Consider the following 13988-nt stretch of genomic DNA (forward strand, 5'->3'; position numbering starts at 1 on the left):
AGGCATGAGTCGGGCCTTGGTCAACGAGATATGCAGCGGTTTCCCGGGGGCGGAATGTTCCGATCCCTGGGGCGGCGGGCATGATTGCTGGAAGGTCGGCGGCAAGATCTTCGCGCTGATCGGCGCGATGGAGGAGCGGGTCTCGGTCAAATGCGACAGTATCGAGACCGCCACCATGCTGATCGACGCGGGCGTGGCCGCGAAGGCCCCCTATATGCATCGCAGTTGGGTGTCGCTGGATTGCGATGCGGCGCGCGACGAGCTGGCGCACCGGATCGGGCAATCCTATCGGACCATCCGCGCCAGCCTGCCGAAGAAACTGCAGGCCGGGCTGGCGCCGCTGGAATAGGCTCTAGCGGAACAGGATCATGCTGGAGGGCGACCAGCCGACGGTGACGCGTTCGCCCACGCAGGGAATGTCGCGACCGAAGACATTGCGCATGGAGATGCGGACGGGTTCGGAACGGGTGCCGTCTTCCTCGTCCAGGCGGACATCGTAATAGGTCATGTCGCCGTAATAGACCACCTCGTCGATGGTGCCGCCGTTCTGGCGCGGCGCGGTCTGGGGCTGGCCTTCGGGGAAGACATTCACCGCCTCGGGGCGGAAGCCGATCATGATCGGGTCGTCATCGTCCTTGCCGGCGATCTGGGCACGGGGGATGTCGATCTCGCCCAGGCCTTCGACATCGACGCGGATATTCTCGGCCTCCTCGCCCAGGACGGTCGCGGGCAGGAAGTTCATCACCCCGATGAAATCCGCGACCCGGCGGCTGACCGGCCGGGAATAGAGCGTCTCGGCCTCGTCCAACTGGGCGATGCCGCCTTCGAACATGACCGCGATGCGGTCGGACATGACAAGCGCTTCCTCCTGGTCATGGGTGACGAGGACGAAGGTGATGCCGACCTGGCGTTGCAGCTTGATAAGCTCCACCTGCATCTGCTCGCGCATCTTGCGGTCGAGCGCCGAGAGCGGTTCGTCGAGCAGCAGCACCTTGGGTTTCAGGATCAGCGCGCGTGCCAGCGCCACCCGCTGCCGCTGACCGCCGGACAGGGCGTGTGCGGCGCGCGTGCCATAGCCGGTCAGGCCGACCATTTTCAGCGCCTCCTCGACAGCGGCGGCTTTCTCGGCCTTCGGGCGCGGGTCGCGGCGCAACCCGAAGGCCACATTCTCGGCCACGCTCAGATGCGGGAAGATGGCATAGGACTGGAAGACCATATTGGTCGGGCGCTTGTTCGCAGGCACATCGGCCATGTCGCCGCCGTCGATCAGCACCACGCCAGAGGAGATATCCTCGAACCCGGCGATGGTGCGCAGCAGCGTGGTCTTGCCGCAGCCCGAGGGCCCGAGAAGCGAGAAGAACTCGCCCTCGCGGATGGTCAGGTCGATGCCGCGCAGCGCGTGGTAATCGCCGTAATACTTGTGCACATCTCGGCATTCGATCATCGGCTTCGCCGCCTGCAATTCGGCATAGCGGCTGGCCGCCTTGCTGCTGCGCGTGGCGGGCTTGGGCGGATTGGCAGGGTCCGGCGTGAGCGCCTTGGTCGTATCGTTCACAGGAAACCCCCATGGTCTTTTTGGCCGGTGCGGGCGACGCCGCGACGGCGGAAATATTCGGCGACGGTCAGAAGCAGCACCGAGAGCACCACCAGCACGGTGCCGAGCGCCATCATCACCGGAACGGATTTCGGGAAACGCAGCTGGCTGAAGATATAGGTCGGCAGCGTCGGCTCGTTCCCGGCCAGGAAGAAGGCGATGATGAACTCGTCGAGCGAGATGGTGAAGCTCATCAGCAGCGACGAGACGATGCCCGGCATCACCAGGGGCAGGATGACCAGGCGGAACGCGCTCCATTTCGTTTCGCCGAGGTCATAGGCGGCTTCCTCCAGCGACTTGTCGAGGCTGCTGAAGGCGGTGGACAGGATGGCGATCGCATAGGGCATGCAGATCAGAGTATGGCCGAGGATCACGGTGAAGATCGACAGCGGAATGCCCACGGCCAGCAGCACCACCAGAAGCGACATGGCGACGATGATCTCGGGCAGCACAAGCGGCAGCATGATCAGCCCCATGGCCGGGGTCTTGCCGGGGAAGTTGAACCGGGTCGAGGCGCGGGCGGCAAAGATGCCGAGGCAGGTCGCCAGCAGCGCCGCGGTCAGCGCGATGGTCAGCGAATTGGTGAAGGCGCGGCGCAGGGTCTGGTTGGCGATCATCTGGCCGAACCATTCGGTGGTGAAGCCCTTCAGCGGAAAGGCGATGATGGTGCCGTCGTTGAAGGCGAAAAGCGGCAGAAGCAGGATCGGCGCATAAAGAAACGCCAGATAGAGGATCGCATAAAGGCGCAGGCCACCGGATTTCATTGGCGCACCTTCAGGAAGCGGCGGTTCAGGAACAGGAAGATCAGGCTGACGATGGTCACGATCACCATGGCCGTCACCGCCAGCGCCGAGCCCATCGGCCGGTTATCCAGCGCCAGCATGTTCGCCTGCACCATATTCGCGATCATCGGCGTCTTGCCGCCGCCGATCAGTTCCGGGGTGACGTAATCGCCGATGGTCGGGATGAAGACGATCAGCGTGGCCGCGATCACCCCCGGCATGGCCAAAGGCAGCGTCACCCGCCAGAAAGTCATCAGCCGCGATTCGCCCAGATCCTGCCCGGCCTCCAGCAGCGAGCGGTCGATCTTCTCCAGCGCCACATAGATCGGCAGGATGGCGAAGGGCGCATAGGCGTGGGCCAGCGTGACCACCATCGCCTGCACATTGTAAAGCATGTTGCCGAAGGGAGAGTGATCCACGAAGGGCAGCAGCGTCACCAGCGAATTGACGACCCCGTTCTCGGCCAGGATCACCTTCCACAGGAAGACCCGGATCAGATACGAGGTCCAGAACGGAATGGTGATCAGAAACAGCCACATCGCCTTGCGCTCGGCGCGGACGGCGAAGGACAGGAAATAGGCGACCGGGAAGGCCAGCACCACCGTCACCAGCGTCACCAGCATGGCCACCACGACCGAACGCAGCATCACCTTGTGAAAGACCGGGTCGCTCAGAGCGGTGCGGTAATTGTCCAGGGTGAACTCGCGGATGACCTCAAGATAGCCGTCCTTGAAGAAGGAATAGGCGAGAATCGTCAGAAGCGGCGCGGCCAGCAGCAGCAGCGCATAGACGAGCGGCGGCGAGATCATCGCCAGACCCTGACGCGCTTCGGCGTCGAAACGGGGTGCGGACATCATGACTCCCCAAGGCACCAACAACCCGAGAATATAAAGCCAAGGCGGGGTTGAAAAGCCGCGATTGCAAGTCCGGATGCACTCCGAGGCCCGATTGCCCGGCATTTGCGCAGACTCGGAGGGCCTGCCGCAGCGTCAACTGAATGACGCAAAGTAAAGCTCGATATGTCGAAGGTTTTTTCCAATCCGTGCGGTCTTTCGTCTCGACAGCGGGGCGGCGGGTATGCACATTACCTGCCAAGCGGGGCCATTCGAACCCCGCGCTTGTGGAGGACACATGACCGATAAATCCAAACTCAACCGCCGTCGTTTCCTGGCCCATGCGACGATCGGGGGCGCGTCTGCCGCCGCCGCGACGACGCTGGCCGCCCCGGCCATCGCCCAGGAAGCGCCGGAAGTGAACTGGCGCCTGACCTCGTCATTCCCGAAATCGCTCGACACCATCTATGGTGGCGCCGAAGTGATGTCGCAGATGGTCAGCGACGCCACCGATGGCAAGTTCAAGATCCAGGTCTTCGCCGCCGGCGAGATCGTGCCCGGCCTGCAGGCTGCCGATGCCGCCAGCGAGGGCACCGTGGATGCGGCGCATACCGTGTCCTATTATTACTGGGGCAAGGATCCGACCTGGGCGCTTGGCGCGGCCGTGCCCTTCGGCCTGTCGGCCCGGGCGATGAACGCCTGGCAGTATCACGGCGGCGGGATCGACCTGTTCAACGAATTCCTGGCGACGCAGAACCTGTTCGGCCTGCCGGGCGGCAATACCGGTGCCCAGATGGGCGGCTGGTATCGCAAGGAGATCAACACCGTCGAAGACCTGAAGGGCCTCAAGGTCCGTCTGGGCGGCTTTGCCGGCGCCGTGGCCGAGAAGCTGGGCGTCGTGCCGCAGCAGATCGCCGGCGGCGACATCTACCCGGCGCTGGAAAAGGGCACCATCGACGGCGCCGAATGGGTCGGCCCCTATGACGACCAGAAGCTCGGCTTCGCCAAGGTCGCGCCCTATTACTACTATCCCGGTTGGTGGGAAGGCGGCCCGACGGTCCACTTCCTGTTCAACAAGGAGAAGTACGAGGCGCTGCCGGCCCATTACCAGGCCATCCTGCGCACCGCCTGTCAGGCCGAAGATGCCGACATGCTGCAGAAATACGACTGGAAGAACCCGACGGCCCTGAAAGAGCTGGTCGCCGGCGGCGCGCAACTGCGTCCTTTCCCGCCGGATGTCATGGAGGCCTTCTACAAGGCCGCGAACGAGGTCTATGCAGAACTCGACGCCAATAACGAGAACTGGAACAAGATCTGGTCCTCGATCAAGGCCTTCCGCAACGACTGGTATCTCTACAACCAGACCGCGGAATACACCTATGACACCTTCATGATGATCCAGCAGCGCAACGGCACGCTGTAAGCGGATCGCAGGAACGGCAAAGGGCGTCCCTCGGGGCGCCCTTTTTTCATGCTCACATCGCCCGATAGCGTTCAGGCATGAGGAAAAGATCGGTATCATCGGGCCGCGCGCCGGCTGCGGTCAGCATGGCATGGACCTGCCCGCGATGATGGGTCTGGTGGTTGAACAGATGGACAATCAGGATGCTGCGGGGTTTGGTGACTTCGCGCCCTGCCACAGCGGAATACCAGGTCAGATCGCCTGCAAACCAGTCCGGCGCAACCTCATGCGCCCAGTCCAGAATGCGCTGGTCGAATTGCCGTCGCGCCAGGCAATAGCTGTCCCAGTCCCCGAACATCGCAGCCGAATCAGGGATCCCGCAGCCCGGCGGCTCGGTTCCGGCAAAGCGCGACATCCAGGTCCGGTCGCCCCAGTAAAGATGCGACAGCGTGCCGGCGATGGAGCGGAAGAAGGCCCCGCGATCCCGCTGCCGCTCATCCTCGGACAGGCCATCCGCCGCTGCCATCAGGCTGTCATTCTGCCAGGCGTTGTATCTGGCCATCAGCAAGGCATAGTCTTGGTCAGCCATCGCACCCTCCATCGCATTCCCTGCCATAAGAGCTAGGCTGGGGGTTGCCCGCCGTCGAGGGCCTTTTCAAACCCGGCAAACCCTGCTATGCGCGCGGCTTCGGTCTCACCCTTGGAGGAGACCGCTTATCTTGAAAGGAAATATCATGGCCAAGACGATCCCAGATCTGGTGGCCGAGGCACGTACGGGGACAGGCAAGGGGGCCGCCCGTCAAGCTCGCCGTAACGGCAAGGTGCCCGGCATCGTATATGGCGACCACAAGGACCCGGTCGCCGTCCAGTTCGACTTCAACCAGCTTCTGACCAAGCTTCGCGCCGGTCGCTTCATGTCCACGCTGTGGAACCTGAAGGTCGACGGCCAGGAAGACGTGCGCGTGATCTGCCGCGCCGTTCAGAAGGACGTGGTCAAGGACCTGCCGACGCATATCGACTTCATGCGCCTGCGCCGCACCTCGAAGGTGAACCTGTTCATCCATGTCGAGTTCATCAACGCCGACACCTGCCCCGGCCTGAAGCGCGGCGGCACGCTGGTGACGGTGCGCCCGGAAGTCGAGCTGAACGTGACCGCCGGCGACATCCCGGAAAGCGTGATCGTGGACCTCTCGGGTCACGAGATCGGCGATTCGATCCATATCGGCGACGTGAAGCTGCCGGCCGGCGCCAAGCCGACCACCGACCGCAACTTCGTCATCGCCAATATCGCCGCGCCCTCGGCCCTGGTCTCGGAAGAGAATGAGGCCGGCTCTGACGATGCCGCTGCCGAAGCGCCCGCCGAGGAAGCCGCCGAAGAGTGATCTTCGCCGGATAGACGACCAGAAGGGCGGCGCATCGGCGCCGCCTTTTTCTTTTTCCCTGCCCCTACAGTTCTGCAAGCTGGGCCAGATGCGCCTCCAGCCCGGCCTCGGCCCCCACCGCGTTGACGGTTTCGAAATAATCGTGCCAGCCCGAGGCAGAAATGCCGGAAACGAGCGCTTCTGCCGCAGCCTTGTCCGGGCAGCGCCAGATCGCCAGAAAGCGCTGCTGTGCCGGATTGTCAAAGCCGGCCTCGACCTCGGACAATGTCAGGGGTGCCACGCCCATTTCGACAAGCGCGCCCATGCCGGCACCGATTTCTTCAAAGAAGGCGGCCCGTCCTGCCGCATCCAGCGCCGCCCAGGTTGGTTTCGGCGAATAGAGTTCAACGAGGTAATGCGTCATATTCCGAATTCCTTTCAGTCGACGATTGATCCGGCGCCAGACCGGCGCTTTGACGGACCCGTTCCAGCAGCGCGCTCAACATCCGGCGATCCTCGGGGCCAAGCCCGCTGCAAAGTGACGAGATCCAGCGCAGATGTTCGTCCCCAAGTGTCCCTGCCAGCGCCTTGCCGGCCGGTGTAAGGCGAACGATCATCTTGCGCCGGTCTTCGCAATCGTGGCTGCGCGTGATCAGCCCGTCGCGCGCCATCCCATCCAGCAGGCCGGTCATGGTTGCCCGCGTCACCCCGGCCAGATCGGCAAGGACATGAGGCGCGGCCCCGTCAGGCTCGTCACGCAACAGCGACAACAGCAGAAACTTGCTTTCCGACAGACGATAAGGCGCCAGCCGCACCGCGCAGGCCCGGTCGATCTGGCCGGCGAGCGAGAGGATCTCGAAACAGATCCGCATCTCTCCCGCCGCTGCGCCCGCCGAGGACATCAATGCCCGGTATTTTTGCTCCAATTCCATAAGCCGCCATATAATCTGGCACCTAATTCAATTCAAGTCCGAATCCCTGCCTGGCCGATTTCAGCCGCTCTCAGCCAGATCTATCGCCTCCAGCGCCGCCTGCCAGCTCAGCAGGATCGAGGCGTGACGATTGGGATAGTCCCGCGCCGGGATCAGCACTTCCAGCCCGGCCCAGGGCGCATCCGGGACCGGTCCGGCTTCCTTCAGCATGGCGCTAAGCTGTTCGGTGCCCTTCGCAATCTCCTCGCGGCTGGCGCCGATCACCGCCTGCCCCAGCACCCCGGCCGAGGCCTGGCCAAGCGCGCAGGCGCGGACCTCCTGCCCGAAATCCTCGACGCGCCCGTCCTTCATCCGCACATGCGCCGTGACCGTCGACCCGCATTGCGGAGAGCGTTTCATGGCGCTGCCCTCGGCGCCCTCGATCCTGCCGAGATGCGGGATATCCGCCGCCAGCGCGAGGATCCGCTTCGAATAAAGCTGCATCATATCGGCGTCGGACATGGTTTTCCTCCGGTCTCTTAGGGCCTAGATAGGCAGCGAGACCCCGAAAGGAAAGCCGATGTTCGACCCCGCGACACTTCGCTTCGACGCCAATGGGCTGATCCCCGCCATCGCGCAGGAGGCCGCGACCGGCGAAGTCCTGATGATGGCCTGGATGAATGCCGAGGCCGTGGCCTGCACGCTAAAGACCGGGCGGGTGACCTATTGGTCGCGTTCGCGGCAGGGGTTCTGGGTCAAGGGCGAAACATCGGGCCATGTGCAGAAACTGGTCGAGATGCGCGTCGACTGCGACCGCGACTGCCTGCTGGTGCTGGTCGAACAGGCCGGGCCGGCCTGCCACACCAACCGGCGCAGCTGCTTCTATACCGCGATCCGCGACGGCGCCGAGGTCGAGATCATGGCCCCGCTAGAGGCCGACTAGCGCCCGGATATCGTCGGGGCTTGCACCCTGCCCGCGCAACTCTCGCAGGCTGCGCGCATCGTCGCGCTTGGCCAGCCGCTTGCCGGCCTCGTCCCTTATCAGCCGGTGGTGGCGGTATTCCGGCGTCTCAAGGTCCAGCAGGCGCTGCAGCAGCACATGGACCCATGTGGATGCGAACAGGTCCTGCCCGCGCGTGACCAGCGTCACCCCCTGCGCCGCGTCGTCCACCACGACCGACAGATGATAGGAGGTCCCCATCCCCTTGCGCGCCAGCACCACGTCGCCGATGCCGTCCTGAAACGCGTCCCGCGTCATTACATACGACCCGTTATCACGGAAATTCAGCATGTTATCGCCCAGCATATCGAAAGCCCGCCCGGCATCCAGCCGGATCACGTCGCCCTTGACCAGCCTGCGCATGTCGCGCCCGCGACAGGTGCCGGGATAGACCAGCCCGTCCGGCCCGAGGATCGGCGCGCCTTCCTGCGGGGCCGACAGCGCCGCCCTGATATCGCCGCGCGTGCAGGAACAGGGATAGGTGACGCCGAGACCCGAGAGATGATCCAGCGCCTGCTGATAGATCCCCAACCGGTCCGATTGCCGCATCACCGGCTCTGGCCAGTCGAGGTCGAGCCAATGCAGGTCCTCGAAGATGGCGGCCTCATATTCCGGCTTGCAGCGGGCACGGTCGATATCCTCGATCCGCAGCAGCATCCCCCCGGCCCCGGCGGCGACAAGCGCCGAATAGGCATGGCCCAGATGCAACAGCCCCGTGGGCGAGGGCGCGAAGCGGGTTACTGCCCGGCCAGCCATGCGGTGAAATCGTCCTTGGCGCGGTTGGTATAGGCCGGGTAGCGGTCCTTGCGGCCGCGCCGTCCGGCCTTGGCCTCGATGGGCGGGAAAAGCCCGAAATTCACGTTCATCGGCTGGAAGGTCTTCGCCTCCGCCCCGCCGGTGATGTGATGGATCAGCGCACCCATGGCGGTGGTGCCGGGCGGCGGCGCAAGGTCCGCACCCCTGGCCTCCGCCGCCGCCATCCGACCCGCAAGCAGCCCCATCGCGGCGCTTTCGACATAGCCTTCCACGCCCGTCACCTGCCCGGCAAAGCGCAGGTTCGGCCGCGCCCGCAGCCGCATCCTGTCGTCGAGCAGCGTCGGCGAGTTCAGGAAGCTGTTGCGATGGATGCCGCCAAGCCGCGCGAACTGGGCATTCTGCAGGCCGGGGATCATGCGGAAGACTTCGGTCTGGGCGCCGTATTTCATCTTGGTCTGGAAACCAACAATATTATAGAGCGTCCCCAAGGCATTATCCCGCCGAAGCTGGACCACGGCATAGGGTTTCTCGTCCGGCTTATGGGCATTGGTCAGCCCCACGGGCTTCATCGGGCCGTGGCGCAGGGTTTCGCGGCCGCGTTCGGTCATCACCTCGATGGGCAGGCAGCCGTCGAAATAGCCGGCGGTCTCGCCCTCGTGGAACTCGGCCTTGTCCGCCGCCAGCATGGCGTCGATGAAGGCCTCGTATTCGGGCCTGGTCATCGGGCAGTTGATATAGGCGGTGCGTTCTTCCTCGGTCTCGCCCTTGTCATAGCGCGACTGCCGCCAGGCGATGTCCATGTCGATGGTCTCGGCATAGACGATGGGGGCGATGGCATCGAAGAAGGCCAGCGATTCCGCCCCGGTCTCGGCCCGGATCGCCGCCCCGAGTGCTGCCGAAGTCAGCGGTCCGGTGGCGACGATCCAGCGGCCCTCGCGCGGCAATTCGGTGATCTCGCCCGGCTCGACGCTGACCAGCGGCTCGGCCCGGAGCGCCTTGGTCACATCGGCCGAAAACGCCTCGCGATCCACGGCAAGCGCGCCGCCTGCGGGCAGCTTGTGGCGGTCGGCCATGGCCATGATGAGGCCACCCGCCTGCCGCATTTCCCAGTGCAGCTGCCCGACGGCATTGTTCTGGTCGTCATCCGAGCGGAAGGAGTTCGAGCAGACCATTTCCGCGAAATCGCCCGACTTGTGGGCGAAGGTTTCGACCGATGGGCGCATCTCGTGCAGGATGACGGGAATGCCGGCGCGGGCGATCTGCCAGGCGGCCTCTGATCCGGCGAGGCCGGCACCGATGATGTGAACGGGTTCCATGGGCGCCGAGCTAATGCTTGTGGGCGCCCGGCGCAAGATTTGGCTTGCAGATCCGGCCCGGCTTCAGGGCATGTCGCGTCGTTGGGCAGCGACCCTTCGGCAAACGAACGATCCGGTGAGATCGGAACAGGCACCCCGTCGGGCGCGATGGATCAATGGGTGGACATGGCATCCAGCCTTCAAGATACCTCCGGCAGGCCCAAGCCCTTGCGCAGGCCGTCCAGTCCGTTTTCAAGCGCCTCATGCGTGCCCGCATCCTTCAGCGCCTTGCTCAAGGTCTGGTTCAACCCGCCCTCGGTGCCGCCGATCAGACCGGCAATATAGCGCACGGCACCGGCATGATCGCCAGTATATCCGGCCAGCCATGTCGCGCTTGTGTCGACCTAGTCGAACAGCGGCAAGAGCAGCCCGGACACACCGAAATGAGCGGCGATTTCCTGCTCTGTTCGACAGGCATGGATCTGCGCATGGGGTCCGAACAGGTCGCGCAGCCGGGGATTATCGGGAAACGCCGCCAATGGCGTCCCACCCAACGGCATCGGCGGCAAAGGTATGGCCAGACAGATATCGGTGACCGGCCCGCTCTGGCCGGATGCGATGACCTTCAGTCAATGCGCGAAAATACTCGCGAGGGCGCGCGGTTCTGGCTTGGTCCCGCCCGGATCAATCCGCCCTGACCCGGATCGGGATCGACTTGGCGGCGGGCGTGCCCGAGATGCGATCGTAATGATCCAGGGCCAGAAGCGGGTTCAACTCGGGGAAGTAGCCCGCCGTGGCGCCGCGCGGCAGCGGATATTTCAAAGCTGTCAGCCCCCCGACCTGGCGAAGGCGACCATCGTCGCTGATCGTCTCGGCGGTGACCTTGGCGCCATTGGGGATGCCGCGCGCTTCCATGTCCTCGGCATTCATGAACAGCACCATGCGGTCGCCGTGAATGCCGCGATAACGGTCGTTATAGCTGTAGATCGTGGTGTTGAACTGATCGTGAGAGCGGATCGTGGCGAGGCGCAGCATCTCGGGATCTGCCAGATCGTCATTCATCGACAGCCCCGGCAGGATCAGGAAATTCGCCTTGCCATTCGGCGTGCGCCAGATCCGCTGGCGGGGCGGCACGTCGAGGTGAAAGCCATCCGGGGCCTGAATGCGTTTGCTGAAATCGGCATAGATCGCCGGATAGACATCGGCGATGCGGTCGCGGATCTGGTCGTAATCGCCGATGTAATCCGCCCATGGCACGACGCTGTCCGGCAAGCTGGCCATGGCCATGCGGCAGACGATCTCGACCTCTGGCAGCAGGTGTTCCGAAGCGGGTTCCAACGGGCCGCGCGAGGCGGTGACATTGGACATCGCATCCTCGGTGGTCACGAATTGCTCGCCCTTGGTCGTGCGAACCACCTCGGAGCGGGCGACGACCGGCAGAATCAGGGCATCGCGGCCATGGACGAGATGACCCCGGTTCAGCTTGGTGGCTATGCCGACTGTCAGGTCGAGCTTGCGCATCGCGGCCTCGGCCCGCGGCGTATCGGGAACGGCACGGATGAAATTGCCGCCCATGCCGATGAAGACCCGGGCCGAGCCCTCCTCCATCGCGCGCAGGGTTTCGACGACGTGATGACCATGCTCGCGCGGGGGTTGGAAGCCGAAGACCTCGGCCAGCCGGTCCAGATAGGCGGCGGTCGGCTTTTCGTCGATGCCGACGGTGCGGTCGCCCTGCACGTTCGAGTGGCCACGGATCGGCGCAATGCCGGCGCCGGGCTTGCCGAAATTCCCCTTGAGCAGCAGCAGGTTCGCGACCTGCTGCAAAAGCTGGGCGCTTTTCTGGTGCTGGGTCAGGCCCATGCCATAGGCGATCATGGTCGCCTTCGAATCCGCATAGATCCGCGCGCAATCGCGGATCTGCGCCTCGCTCAGTCCGGATGCGGCCACGATCTCGGGCCAGTCCTGAGCCATGATGTCGGCGCGCAGGGCATCTATCCCATCGGTATGTTCGGCGATGAAGGCGTGATCCAGAACCCCGCCTTCCGCGTCGTCAGCCTCGATGAGCGCCCGCATCATCCCTTTCAGCAGGGCCAGGTCGCCACCGATCTTGATATGAACGAACTCGCTGGCGATGTTAGTATGACGCAGCAGCGCCATCTGACGGATATCCTGCGGATCGGTAAACTCGATAAGCGCGCGTTCCGGCATCGGGTTGACAACGATGACAGGCACGCCGCGCTTTCGCGCCTCGACCAGGTTCGACATCATCCGGGGCGAGTTTGTGCCGGTATTCTGCCCGAAGATGAAGATCGCCTCGGTGGCGTCGAAATCCTCCATGATGACCGTGCCCTTGCCGATGCCGATCGAGGGCGGCAGGCCCCGGCTTGTCGGTTCGTGGCACATATTGGAGCAGTCGGGGAAATTGTTGGTGCCGAACTCACGGACGAAAACCGAGAACAGGAAAGCTGCCTCGTTGGAGGTTCGGCCCGAGGTATAGAACTCAGCCTGATTCGGATCGCCAAGGGCACGCAGATGCTGGCCGATCATGGCAAATGCCTCGTCCCATGACACCGGAACATAGTGATCGGTGGCGGCGTCATAGCGCATCGGCTCGGTCAGCCGGCCCTGCATTTCCAGCCAGTAGTCGCTTTCTGCCGCCAGTTCGGTCACGCTGTGATCTGCAAAAAATTCGCGCGTCAGCCGCCGCCGTGTCGCCTCATGCGCCAGTGCCTTCACCCCATTCTCGCAGAATTCCAGCTTCTTGCGATGGGTCGGGTCTGGAAAGGCGCAGCTCGGGCATTTGAAGCCGCCGGGCTGGTTCATCTCCAGCAAAGCGCGCGAGCCCTTGGTGACCACGCTCTGCTCGATCAGCACCTTCGCGGTGGCCGCAGCCGCACCCCAACCGCCGGCCGGACTTTCATATGTGCTGTAACGCGGCTTCTTGTCGGACATGATCGGCCTCCCCTGATGAACCATTGCAACCCGGATCGGGTGCGGGATCAAGCCTTGCGTTACAACCTTTTCGGTGGGCGGCGAGGCGCAGATACCTCTGGCTTTCGTCGTGACTCTGCGCGACTGTGGTCGCATGAGCTGGAACCCCGCCCTGAGCCCCGGTAACCCCGACGAAATCGGCCTCGACGCCATCGAGACGACGATCATTCCCCGCGCCCGCGATCTCGGCGGCTTCGAGGTCAAGCGCGCCCTGCCCGCGCCGCAGCGCCAGATGGTCGGGCCGTTCATCTTCTTCGATCAGGCCGGCCCGGCGGAATTCCTGACCGGTCAGGGCATCGACATCCGCCCGCATCCGCATATCGGGCTGGGCACCGTCACCTATCTCTATCGCGGCGATTTCCATCATCGCGACAGTATCGGCACCGATCAGGTGATCCTGCCCGGCGCGGTGAACTGGATGGTGGCCGGCAAGGGCGTCACCCATTCCGAGCGCACCTCGGCCGCCGGCAGGCAGGGGCCGCACAGCCTTTACGGCATCCAGACCTGGATCGCCCTGCCCGAGAACCGCGAGGAGATGGACCCGATCTTCGAGCATCACGGCAAGGAGGCCCTGCCCCGCTTCGAGGCCGAGGGGATCGCGGCGACGCTGATCCTCGGCAGCGCCTATGGGGCCCAGGCACCGGCCACGCTTTATTCCGAGACCTTCTATCTCGACGTGACGCTTGCCCCCGGCGCGCGCTTCCCGCTGCCCGACGATCACGAGGATCGCGGGATATACATCACCGAGGGCAGCGTCAGCATTGCCGGCGACAGCTTCGAGGCCGGGCGGATGATGGTCTTCCGCCCCGGCGACAAGATCACCGTCGCCGCCGGCCCGCAAGGCGCGCGGCTGATGGCGCTTGGAGGGGCGACGCTGAACGGGCCGCGCTATGTCTGGTGGAACTTCGTCGCCTCCAGCCGCGAGAAGATCGCCCATGCCCGCGAGGAATGGCGCGCCGCCGATTGGGGTCAGGGGCAGTTCGACCTGCCCGAGGGCGACCGGGACGAATTCATCCCGGCCCCGACACCGATCCGCACGCCCTCCCAGACAGGCTAGACCCGC

17 protein-coding genes are annotated in these 13988 nt (G+C 64.3%); 6 read left to right on the forward strand and 11 right to left on the reverse strand.

Annotation, left to right across the window (positions count from 1 at the left end; genetic code table 11):
• Nucleotides 1-4 precede the first annotated feature (4 nt).
• Entirely contained in the window at nt 5-349 is a 345-nt protein-coding gene (locus tag Q0330_RS06170) for an MmcQ/YjbR family DNA-binding protein (RefSeq protein ID WP_299475985.1), read from the forward strand.
• Between the two features lie 3 nt (nt 350-352).
• On the opposite strand, the gene Q0330_RS06175 is transcribed toward Q0330_RS06170, so the two are convergent.
• From Q0330_RS06175 to Q0330_RS06185, 3 genes are all read right to left on the reverse strand, one after another.
• On the reverse strand, nt 353-1444 hold the full coding sequence (locus Q0330_RS06175; protein ID WP_299476103.1) for an ABC transporter ATP-binding protein: 1092 nt from the start codon (nt 1442-1444) through the stop codon (nt 353-355).
• Between the two features lie 107 nt (nt 1445-1551).
• Nucleotides 1552-2358, reverse strand: coding sequence for an ABC transporter permease (locus tag Q0330_RS06180; RefSeq protein WP_299475987.1), 807 nt, complete (start codon nt 2356-2358; stop codon nt 1552-1554).
• Nucleotides 2355-3233 (reverse strand): ABC transporter permease, encoded by an 879-nt coding sequence (locus Q0330_RS06185; protein ID WP_299475989.1) that lies wholly within the window; start codon nt 3231-3233, stop codon nt 2355-2357. The genes Q0330_RS06180 and Q0330_RS06185 overlap by 4 nt, the downstream gene beginning before the upstream one ends.
• A gap of 274 nt (nt 3234-3507) precedes the next feature.
• Between Q0330_RS06185 and Q0330_RS06190 the strand changes: the two genes are divergently transcribed.
• Nucleotides 3508-4632, forward strand: a complete 1125-nt coding sequence (locus Q0330_RS06190) for a TRAP transporter substrate-binding protein (RefSeq protein WP_299475991.1) — start codon at nt 3508-3510, stop codon at nt 4630-4632.
• A 52-nt stretch (nt 4633-4684) separates the two neighbouring features.
• On the opposite strand, the gene Q0330_RS06195 is transcribed toward Q0330_RS06190, so the two are convergent.
• Complete coding sequence (locus Q0330_RS06195) at nt 4685-5200, reverse strand: DinB family protein (RefSeq protein WP_299475993.1); 516 nt, start codon at nt 5198-5200, stop codon at nt 4685-4687.
• 145 nt (nt 5201-5345) lie between these two features.
• On the opposite strand from Q0330_RS06195, the gene Q0330_RS06200 reads away from it, so the two are divergent.
• Nucleotides 5346-5993 carry a 50S ribosomal protein L25/general stress protein Ctc gene (locus Q0330_RS06200; protein ID WP_299475995.1) on the forward strand — a complete coding sequence of 216 codons (648 nt, stop codon included), beginning with the start codon at nt 5346-5348 and terminating at the stop codon, nt 5991-5993.
• Nucleotides 5994-6057: 64 nt separating this feature from the next.
• Here Q0330_RS06200 and Q0330_RS06205 read toward each other — a convergent pair whose 3' ends face one another.
• From Q0330_RS06205 to Q0330_RS06215, 3 genes are read right to left on the reverse strand one after another with little or no spacing between them, the layout of a single operon-like run.
• Nucleotides 6058-6396 (reverse strand): DUF6616 family protein, encoded by a 339-nt coding sequence (locus Q0330_RS06205; RefSeq protein ID WP_299475997.1) that lies wholly within the window; start codon nt 6394-6396, stop codon nt 6058-6060.
• The gene (locus tag Q0330_RS06210; protein ID WP_299475999.1) at nt 6377-6904 is read right to left on the reverse strand and encodes a MarR family transcriptional regulator; all 528 of its coding nucleotides are present in this window, start codon (nt 6902-6904) and stop codon (nt 6377-6379) included. The genes Q0330_RS06205 and Q0330_RS06210 overlap by 20 nt, the downstream gene beginning before the upstream one ends.
• 60 nt (nt 6905-6964) lie before the next feature.
• The gene (locus tag Q0330_RS06215; protein WP_299476002.1) at nt 6965-7405 is read right to left on the reverse strand and encodes an iron-sulfur cluster assembly scaffold protein; all 441 of its coding nucleotides are present in this window, start codon (nt 7403-7405) and stop codon (nt 6965-6967) included.
• 58 nt (nt 7406-7463) lie between these two features.
• On the opposite strand from Q0330_RS06215, the gene hisI reads away from it, so the two are divergent.
• A complete protein-coding gene (gene hisI / locus Q0330_RS06220; RefSeq protein WP_299476005.1) occupies nt 7464-7826 on the forward strand; it encodes a phosphoribosyl-AMP cyclohydrolase in 363 nt (120 codons plus the stop codon).
• Here hisI and gluQRS read toward each other — a convergent pair.
• The 3 genes from gluQRS to Q0330_RS06235 all read right to left on the reverse strand — a co-directional run bounded on the left by gluQRS (nt 7812) and on the right by Q0330_RS06235 (nt 10284).
• Nucleotides 7812-8639 carry a tRNA glutamyl-Q(34) synthetase GluQRS gene (gluQRS, locus tag Q0330_RS06225; RefSeq protein WP_299476008.1) on the reverse strand — a complete coding sequence of 276 codons (828 nt, stop codon included), beginning with the start codon at nt 8637-8639 and terminating at the stop codon, nt 7812-7814. The genes hisI and gluQRS overlap by 15 nt on opposite strands.
• The gene (gene trmFO, locus Q0330_RS06230; protein WP_299476010.1) at nt 8621-9955 is read right to left on the reverse strand and encodes a methylenetetrahydrofolate--tRNA-(uracil(54)-C(5))-methyltransferase (FADH(2)-oxidizing) TrmFO; all 1335 of its coding nucleotides are present in this window, start codon (nt 9953-9955) and stop codon (nt 8621-8623) included. The genes gluQRS and trmFO overlap by 19 nt, the downstream gene beginning before the upstream one ends.
• A 179-nt stretch (nt 9956-10134) precedes the next feature.
• Nucleotides 10135-10284 (reverse strand): hypothetical protein, encoded by a 150-nt coding sequence (locus Q0330_RS06235; protein ID WP_299476012.1) that lies wholly within the window; start codon nt 10282-10284, stop codon nt 10135-10137.
• A 93-nt stretch (nt 10285-10377) separates the two neighbouring features.
• Between Q0330_RS06235 and Q0330_RS06240 the strand changes: the two genes are divergently transcribed.
• Nucleotides 10378-10632 (forward strand): hypothetical protein, encoded by a 255-nt coding sequence (locus Q0330_RS06240; RefSeq protein WP_299476014.1) that lies wholly within the window; start codon nt 10378-10380, stop codon nt 10630-10632.
• Here the strand turns inward: Q0330_RS06240 and Q0330_RS06245 are convergent.
• Nucleotides 10619-12886, reverse strand: a complete 2268-nt coding sequence (locus Q0330_RS06245; RefSeq protein WP_299476017.1) for an FdhF/YdeP family oxidoreductase — start codon at nt 12884-12886, stop codon at nt 10619-10621. The genes Q0330_RS06240 and Q0330_RS06245 overlap by 14 nt on opposite strands.
• Before the next feature lie 133 nt (nt 12887-13019).
• Between Q0330_RS06245 and Q0330_RS06250 the strand changes: the two genes are divergently transcribed.
• Entirely contained in the window at nt 13020-13982 is a 963-nt protein-coding gene (locus Q0330_RS06250) for a pirin family protein (protein WP_299476020.1), read from the forward strand.
• Nucleotides 13983-13988 lie beyond the last annotated feature (6 nt).

Source organism: uncultured Paracoccus sp., assembly GCF_937873615.1.
Taxonomy (GTDB): domain Bacteria; phylum Pseudomonadota; class Alphaproteobacteria; order Rhodobacterales; family Rhodobacteraceae; genus Paracoccus.

What these genes read in the sequence shown, in the direction of transcription:
- Q0330_RS06170 (WP_299475985.1), top strand. Translation starts at nt 5, where the DNA reads ATGAGTCGGGCCTTGGTCAACGAGATATGCAGCGGTTTCCCGGGGGCG.
- Q0330_RS06175 (WP_299476103.1), bottom strand. Translation starts at nt 1,444, where the DNA reads ATGATCGAATGCCGAGATGTGCACAAGTATTACGGCGATTACCACGCG.
- Q0330_RS06180 (WP_299475987.1), bottom strand. Translation starts at nt 2,358, where the DNA reads ATGAAATCCGGTGGCCTGCGCCTTTATGCGATCCTCTATCTGGCGTTT.
- Q0330_RS06185 (WP_299475989.1), bottom strand. Translation starts at nt 3,233, where the DNA reads ATGATGTCCGCACCCCGTTTCGACGCCGAAGCGCGTCAGGGTCTGGCG.
- Q0330_RS06190 (WP_299475991.1), top strand. Translation starts at nt 3,508, where the DNA reads ATGACCGATAAATCCAAACTCAACCGCCGTCGTTTCCTGGCCCATGCG.
- Q0330_RS06195 (WP_299475993.1), bottom strand. Translation starts at nt 5,200, where the DNA reads ATGGCTGACCAAGACTATGCCTTGCTGATGGCCAGATACAACGCCTGG.
- Q0330_RS06200 (WP_299475995.1), top strand. Translation starts at nt 5,346, where the DNA reads ATGGCCAAGACGATCCCAGATCTGGTGGCCGAGGCACGTACGGGGACA.
- Q0330_RS06205 (WP_299475997.1), bottom strand. Translation starts at nt 6,396, where the DNA reads ATGACGCATTACCTCGTTGAACTCTATTCGCCGAAACCAACCTGGGCG.
- Q0330_RS06210 (WP_299475999.1), bottom strand. Translation starts at nt 6,904, where the DNA reads ATGGAATTGGAGCAAAAATACCGGGCATTGATGTCCTCGGCGGGCGCA.
- Q0330_RS06215 (WP_299476002.1), bottom strand. Translation starts at nt 7,405, where the DNA reads ATGTCCGACGCCGATATGATGCAGCTTTATTCGAAGCGGATCCTCGCG.
- hisI (WP_299476005.1), top strand. Translation starts at nt 7,464, where the DNA reads ATGTTCGACCCCGCGACACTTCGCTTCGACGCCAATGGGCTGATCCCC.
- gluQRS (WP_299476008.1), bottom strand. Translation starts at nt 8,639, where the DNA reads ATGGCTGGCCGGGCAGTAACCCGCTTCGCGCCCTCGCCCACGGGGCTG.
- trmFO (WP_299476010.1), bottom strand. Translation starts at nt 9,955, where the DNA reads ATGGAACCCGTTCACATCATCGGTGCCGGCCTCGCCGGATCAGAGGCC.
- Q0330_RS06240 (WP_299476014.1), top strand. Translation starts at nt 10,378, where the DNA reads ATGAGCGGCGATTTCCTGCTCTGTTCGACAGGCATGGATCTGCGCATG.
- Q0330_RS06245 (WP_299476017.1), bottom strand. Translation starts at nt 12,886, where the DNA reads ATGTCCGACAAGAAGCCGCGTTACAGCACATATGAAAGTCCGGCCGGC.
- Q0330_RS06250 (WP_299476020.1), top strand. Translation starts at nt 13,020, where the DNA reads ATGAGCTGGAACCCCGCCCTGAGCCCCGGTAACCCCGACGAAATCGGC.